General features: G+C 66.3%; 6 protein-coding genes and 1 riboswitch. Of the genes, 1 reads left to right on the top strand and 5 read right to left on the bottom strand.

Annotated elements, in window-relative coordinates; all coding sequences use genetic code 11:
* The 5 genes from ACTHN9_RS09485 to ACTHN9_RS09465 form a co-directional block, all read right to left on the bottom strand.
* The coding region (locus tag ACTHN9_RS09485; protein ID WP_440536502.1) for an ATP-binding cassette domain-containing protein at positions 1-388 on the bottom strand (388 nt) is incomplete at its 3' end.
* A gap of 124 nt (positions 389-512) precedes the next feature.
* Positions 513-1,613, bottom strand: coding sequence for a thiamine phosphate synthase (gene thiE, locus ACTHN9_RS09480; protein WP_440536501.1), 1,101 nt, complete (start codon positions 1,611-1,613; stop codon positions 513-515).
* A gap of 67 nt (positions 1,614-1,680) precedes the next feature.
* Positions 1,681-2,505: a thiazole synthase gene (locus ACTHN9_RS09475; RefSeq protein WP_440536500.1), complete on the bottom strand. Its 825-nt coding sequence runs from the start codon at positions 2,503-2,505 to the stop codon at positions 1,681-1,683.
* A 178-nt stretch (positions 2,506-2,683) separates the two neighbouring features.
* Complete coding sequence (gene thiS / locus ACTHN9_RS09470) at positions 2,684-2,881, bottom strand: sulfur carrier protein ThiS (RefSeq protein ID WP_440536499.1); 198 nt, start codon at positions 2,879-2,881, stop codon at positions 2,684-2,686.
* A gap of 94 nt (positions 2,882-2,975) precedes the next feature.
* Entirely contained in the window at positions 2,976-4,148 is a 1,173-nt protein-coding gene (locus ACTHN9_RS09465; RefSeq protein ID WP_440536498.1) for an FAD-dependent oxidoreductase, read from the bottom strand.
* Positions 4,149-4,288: 140 nt separating this feature from the next.
* A riboswitch (TPP riboswitch) is annotated at positions 4,289-4,423 on the bottom strand.
* Between the two features lie 333 nt (positions 4,424-4,756).
* On the opposite strand from ACTHN9_RS09465, the gene ACTHN9_RS09460 reads away from it, so the two are divergent.
* Positions 4,757-6,520 carry an ABC transporter ATP-binding protein/permease gene (locus ACTHN9_RS09460; protein ID WP_440536497.1) on the top strand — a complete coding sequence of 588 codons (1,764 nt, stop codon included), beginning with the start codon at positions 4,757-4,759 and terminating at the stop codon, positions 6,518-6,520.
* The last annotated feature ends 35 nt before the right edge of the window (positions 6,521-6,555 follow it).

Below are 6,555 nucleotides of genomic sequence, written 5' to 3'. Positions count from 1 at the left end.
TCATGAGGACGAGGTCGCGGATCAGAGGCTCGGGCAAATCGGTATGCTCGCGCAACGCGAAAGCGACGTTCTCGAACACTGACATGTCGGTGAAGAGCGCGCCGAACTGGAACAGCATGCCCATCTTGCGGCGCAACGCGTAAAGGCCCTCGCGCGTCTGGTTGCCGACGTCGCGCCCCTGAAACAGCACCTCGCCGCGGCGCGCCCGCTCGAGGCCGCCGATCAGCCGCGGCACGGTCGTCTTGCCGCCGCCGGAGCCTCCCATGACGGCCACGACCTGCCCGCGCTCGAAGCGCATGTTCAGCTTCGAGAGAACGAGACGGCTCTCGTCGTAACCGAAGTCGACGTTGCGAAGTTCGAGAATTGGCTCGGAGGATGAAGGCGGCACGAAGCGGACTTTCCTTTTACGCGGAAGCGGAATTATAGGGCCTCAGCGATTACCCTGTGTTGACACCACCGCTGCCGCGCACGCAACGATGCGTTGCCGGCCGCTCGCGCTCGCGGCGCCGCCCCTAATCGGCGAAAGCCCGTTGTAATAGTTCTACCGCCGACGCGGGGTCGGCAGCGGCGGTAATTGCGCTCACGAGCGCCGCGCTGCCTACGCCCGTCGCGAGCACGGCCGGTAGGCGAGCAAGGTCGATGCCGCCGATCGCGACGAGCGGAACGTGGCCATTCAGCAACCGCACATAGCGCTCGAGCCGCGCAAGCCCCTGTGGCGCCGTTGCGACGGTTTTCGTTCCCGTCGGGAAAATCGCGCCGAAAGCGAGGTAGCTCGGCCGGAAATGCAATGCCCGCAGCATTTCGTAATAGCCGTGCGTCGATAGGCCGAGCCGCATCCCCGACTGGGCGATCGCACCCAGATCGGCCGTTTCGAGGTCTTCCTGGCCCAGATGCACGCCGTACGCGCCGGCTTGCGCAGCCTCGCGCCAATGATCGTTGATGAAGACGCTGGCGCCATGGCGACGGCCCGCCGCCACCGCCCGTGCGATTTCGTCACGCAGCGGCGCACCCGCCAAGTCTTTTGCGCGCAATTGCGCGGTCGCCACGCCAAGCGCAAGCACGCGTTCGACCCATTGCGCACTCGGCAAGACGGGATACAACCCGAGCCGCGGCTCGCACGGCGGGAAAGGCCGCTCGGGCGCAGCCGGCAAGCCGGCGACGCGCGGAAAGCGCGACAAGTCGACGGGCCACGCGTCGTCGCCGCGGGTTTCATCGCCGTCGCGCCAAGCCAGCGCCAGCACGAGCGCATCGTGGGGCTCGAAGCCGCAGTGGAGAAATGCCGCCAGCGCGGCGAGCCAATCCTCGGCCGGCGCGCCTTCGAGGGCATAGCGCCCACCGGCCGCCGTCGTCAGCATCGCACCGTGCGCGTCGGCTTCGATCAGCGCGGCACCGGCCGCGCGCCAGGCGAGCGCCTCGGCGGGTTCGGCCTCGCGGCCGACGAGCACGACCAAATCGTCCACGCCCACGGTCTCGTGCGGCGTCAAGCAAATGCGCCAAGCGCGCGTCGCGCTCGGCCAGTCGCCGAGCTGCGCGCGAATGCGCTCGGCCGCCTCCATCAATTCGTCGGCCGGCGGCCAAAACAAATCGCGCTCGGACAGCGTCAACCTTCGCATATGCGCCTCCCCACACCGTCGAGCGCGCGCACTCGCCGACAAACCATGATCCGAACGCGGGCCGTGCTCATTGCCGATCCTGATGCCAAAACGGCATGCCGACGACGGGCGTACTTGCGTGGGCGCTCTCGCGCTCGGCCATCGGCCCGGCCACATAAGCCTCGCGGCCCGCTTCCACGGCCAGCGCGAACGCGCGCGCCATCGCCGCCGGGTGCGTCGCTTGGGAGACCGCGGTATTGAGCAACACGCCGTCGAATCCCCACTCCATGACTTGGCAGGCGTGCGACGGCACGCCCAGGCCGGCGTCGACGATCAACGGCACGTCGGGCAGCCGCTCGCGCAGCACGCGCAGGCCGTAAGGATTGACGACGCCCTTGCCGGTGCCGATCGGCGCGCCCCACGGCATCAATGCTTCGCAGCCCGCATCGAGCAGCCGACGCCCGACGACCAAATCCTCCGTGCAGTACGGCAGCACCTTGAAGCCGTCCTTGACGAGCCGCGTCGCCGCTTCGATCAACCCGATCGGATCGGGCTGCAGCGTGTAATCGTCGCCGATCAGTTCCAGCTTGATCCAATCGGTCTCGAACACCTCCCGCGCCATGTGCGCCGTCGTCACGGCTTCGGCCACGCTCTGGCATCCGGCCGTGTTCGGCAGCAGCGGCACCCGGCGCGCCTTGAGCAGATCGAAGAAACCGGCTTCGGCCGTTTGCGCGTTCATCTGCCGGCGCAGCGCGACCGTCACCATCCCGGGCCGACCGGCATCGATCGAATCGCCCAGCGATTGCAAGGAGGGGTAGCGCGACGTTCCGAGCAGCACACGGCTCGCGAAAGCGGTGCCGTACAGCGTCAGGGCGTCGGCGGGCAAGGTGGCGGGTTCTTGAGCGGAGTTCATCGAAGGTCCTGTGAAACTCGGATGCAAATAGCGTGTGGATCGGGCTATAGAGGCGCGCAAAGCGGTCGCTCCGCTTCGAACCGGTCGCGCGATCGGACGAACGATCGCTCCAACGATCGGACGAGCCAGGCGTCGGCCCGCCCCGATCATGCGCCCGGCACGCGCGGGCGGTCGGTGTTCAACCGCCCGCCACGGGGTGGACGACGTCGATCTTGTCGCCCGGCTGCAAGGTCCGCGCCGCGTGCAAAGCGCGCGAGACGAACTCGCCGTTCACCGCGACGGCGAACGGGGGACGCGCGCCGAAAAGCGACAGCGCGTCGGCGAGCGTCGCTTGCTCGGGCAGCGACAGCGGAGTTTGATTGACTTGAATGTCCATGATCGGCGATACGTTTCGCGTTTAACTAATGACTAAACGACGTCGGCTAGGCGAATGCCTCACACGTCGGGTTGCATCGACGGCTCGCCGGCGCTCACGCGCCCACGGCCGGCACCGCGCTCGCTGGCGCGCCGGCGCGATGAAGCATCGCTGGCCAAGGCGACGCGGCGCGCAGCGCGTCGAAACTTTCCGCATCCTTGAGTTGCCCCGCCAGCATCGCGCTTGCCAGATCCGCCGCCGTCTTCGATACCTCCGGCGCGATCATATATCCGTGGCGATACAGCCCGTTGACCGTCAGCGTTCGCGCGCCGTCCCAACCGATGGCGGGGCGATGATCGGGCAGCGTCGGCCGGCATTGCGTGTTCAGTTCGAGAATCCGCGCCTCGCCGAACCCGGGATGGACGGCGAATGCGGCGCTCAGCAGTTCGAGCGCCGAACGCACGCTGACAGGCGACATGTCCTCGCCTTCGATCTCGGTCGCCCCCACGACATAAACGTCGTCTTCTTTCGGTGCGAGGTAGATCGGATAGCGCGGATGGAGCATCCGCACCGGGCGCGTCAAGCCGATGCCCGGCGCCTTGATGCGCGCCACCTCGCCGCGTATTCCACGCAAGGTGGGCAACACCGGTTTCGCACCGAGCCCGCGGCAATCGATCGTCACACGGGCGGGCGGCGGGGCCGCGTCGTCGACGCACGTGTGCCAGTGCGTGCGCACGCCGCGCTCGGCCAGCCCCTGCGCAAGCGCCGACAGCACCTGGCGGTTGTCGAGCTGTCCTTCGTGCGGCAACAGCCATCCCGTCGCAAAGCGTCCTGCCAGCGCGGGCTCGGCGGCTGCGAGCGCTTGGGCGTCGACGCGCCTGAACGCGTCGTCGCCCAGCAGCGCGGCCGGCGCATTGGCGCGTACGCGACGCTCGAACAATGCCGCCTCGGCGCGGTCGGTGTGGTGCCAGACGACAAGCGTGCCGTTACGCTGGAAAAAGACCGGAGCGGGCAACTGGGCAATGAGACGCGGCCATTCGTCGAGCGACGCGGCGCCGAGTTCGACGATCAGCGGCTCGGCGACGGCGGCCTCTGCCAGCGGGGCGAGCATCGCGGCGGCGACCCAAGCGGCGGACGAAGCGCCCGACGCGTCCCCGCGTTCGTAGAGCGCCACCTGGTGGCCCGCGCCGGCGAGCCGCCAAGCGACGAGCCGGCCGCAAAGCCCGCCGCCGAGCACGGCGAAATCGGGCTGCGCGCCCGCCGAAACCACTGAAGATTGAACGGTCATCGGGTCATCCTTTTCGTACGGCGGCGAAATGCGCGCGTACACGAGGACGAAACCGGCCGGTGGGGCCGGCCGGGCAAACGGCGCCGACAAAGCGGACGCGGCCCGGCGGGGAAGGACGGCCGGCAAGCGGGCGTCCCACGCAAAGCGTTCCCGAAACTTCCCGCGCCGGTATTATCCGGATCGGGTGCGAAGGGTCTCTCTCAGCCTCGCGCTAGTACGGCAAGCCGCCGTACCCACCACCTAACAAAACGCGCAAAGCACCCCTGTTTCGTCGTGGGCCATTAGACCATAAAAGCGCGACCGCCCGCAAACGAGGCGCCGTGACGCAGGCTCGCAAACGGGCCCTTTTTTCGCGGGTTTTCGGTAGGCGAATCGGACAAAGCGGGGGCGCTCGCGCACTCTGGCACAATGTCCGATCGCGGCGCGCGGCACGCAGCCTGCGTCCGCAGCCGACACGATGGCACAGATCTGAGCGAAACGATCAGTTGCGCCGTCGATTAAGACTGTTTTAAGGGGGCTGCGCAAGAATTCGCCGGTCCTCGTCCGGCTCCCGTGCCCGGTTGCCGCGGGCTCACGCACCAGATTCGGAAACACCGTTCGGAAGACCTATGACTTCAGCGCTTATTCCCGTCCCCGAGCGTGACGACACGCCGCCCCAGCCCTATTCGACGACAGCCTGGGGCCTAATCAAGCCTTACTGGGTATCCGAAGACTGGAAAGCCGCATGGGGACTGTTGGCGACGATCGTCGTCATCAACCTGCTCATCGTCGGTTTCAACGTCTGGTTCAATTCGTGGAACGCGAAGTTTTACAACGCCCTGCAAGCGAAGGACGTTGCGCAGTATTCGCATCAGCTCTTTCTCTTTTCGGCGGCCGTGCCTTTCTTTATCGTCATGGCGGCTTACCGAACCTACTTGCGCCAGATGCTCGAGTTTCGGTGGCGCCAGTGGCTGACGACGCGATACCTTCGAGCCTGGCTGGGCGAAGCGGCGTTCTATCGGATCGAGCGCGATAGGCTCGCCGACAACCCCGATCAGCGGATCAGCGACGACCTTCAGTCATTCGCGTCGAATACGCTTCAACTGACACTCGGGCTTTTTTCGACGCTCGTTACGCTCTTTTCGTTCATTACGATCCTGTGGACGATCGGCGGCCCGCTGATCGCGCATTTCGCGGGATCGACGTGGAAGATACCCGGCTACATGGTGTGGGCAGCCGGCGTCTATGCCATCGGCGGGTCATACCTTATTCACAAGGTCGGCCGCTCGCTCATTTCGATCAATTACCAACAACAGCGCGTGGAAGCGGATTTCCGTTTCGGGCTGATTCGGGTGCGCGAAAACGCCGAACCGATCGCATTTTACGACGGCGTTCGAACGGAGCATGCCGGCGCTGAGCACATCTTCGGGCGGATCCGCGACAACTGGTGGCGCATCATGCGATACACGCGGCGCCTGAGCGTCGTAACGACCTTCTACGCACAGGCCGCGATCATCTTTCCGTTTGTCGTGGCCGCCCCCCGCTACTTTTCCGGTGCCTTCACGCTGGGCGTCTTGATGCAGATCGTCGATGCCTTCGGCACCGTCAGCGGCTCGTTCTCTTGGTTTATCGACAATTACGGCTCATTGGTTTCGTGGCGCGCCACGGTCAATCGTCTGCGTGAATTCACGCGCGTGATTCAAAGCACGCATATGCGCGAATCGGTCTCCCCCGCCACCGAGCATGGCGGCATCAATCTGCACTACGTCGACGCCGACACGCTCACGACCCGCGACCTGCGGCTCGCCCTGCCCAACGGCACACCGCTCGCCGCCATCTCGGACATCACCGTGAAACCGGGCTCGCGCTGGCTCGTGCGTGGCCCGTCCGGCGCCGGCAAGAGCACCCTGCTACGCGCCTTCGCCGGACTCTGGCCGTTCGGCGACGGCGCCATCGACGCGCCGGTCGGGGCTCGCACGATGTTCGTGCCGCAACAAACTTACCTACCGATCGGCACGCTCAAAGCCGCGCTCGCTTATCCCGCGACCGCCGAAGCCTTCTCCGACGAAGACTGCCGCGACGTCCTGCGCCTCGCGCGGCTCGACGATTACGTCGAACGTCTGAGCGAATCGGCACACTGGAGCCGCGTGCTCTCCCCGGGCGAACAACAACGCCTCGCCTGCGCGCGCATCCTGTTGCACAAGCCCGACTTCCTGTTCCTCGACGAAGCGACAAGCGCGCTCGATCCCGCCAACGAAGCGCACGTGTATCGATTGCTGACCGAACGGCTGCCGAAGACGGCCATCATGAGCGTGGCGCACCGCGAATCGCTCGTCGCGCTGCACGACCAAGTGCTCGATATCGAGCGCGCCGACGAACGCGCGGCGGCATAGGGCAGCGTTCGAACATCGATTGCTCGAGCGGCGTC

The organism is Trinickia sp. (assembly GCF_051953405.1).
Taxonomy (GTDB): Bacteria; Pseudomonadota; Gammaproteobacteria; order Burkholderiales; family Burkholderiaceae; genus Trinickia.
This window is presented reverse-complemented; position numbering and strand designations above follow the sequence as displayed.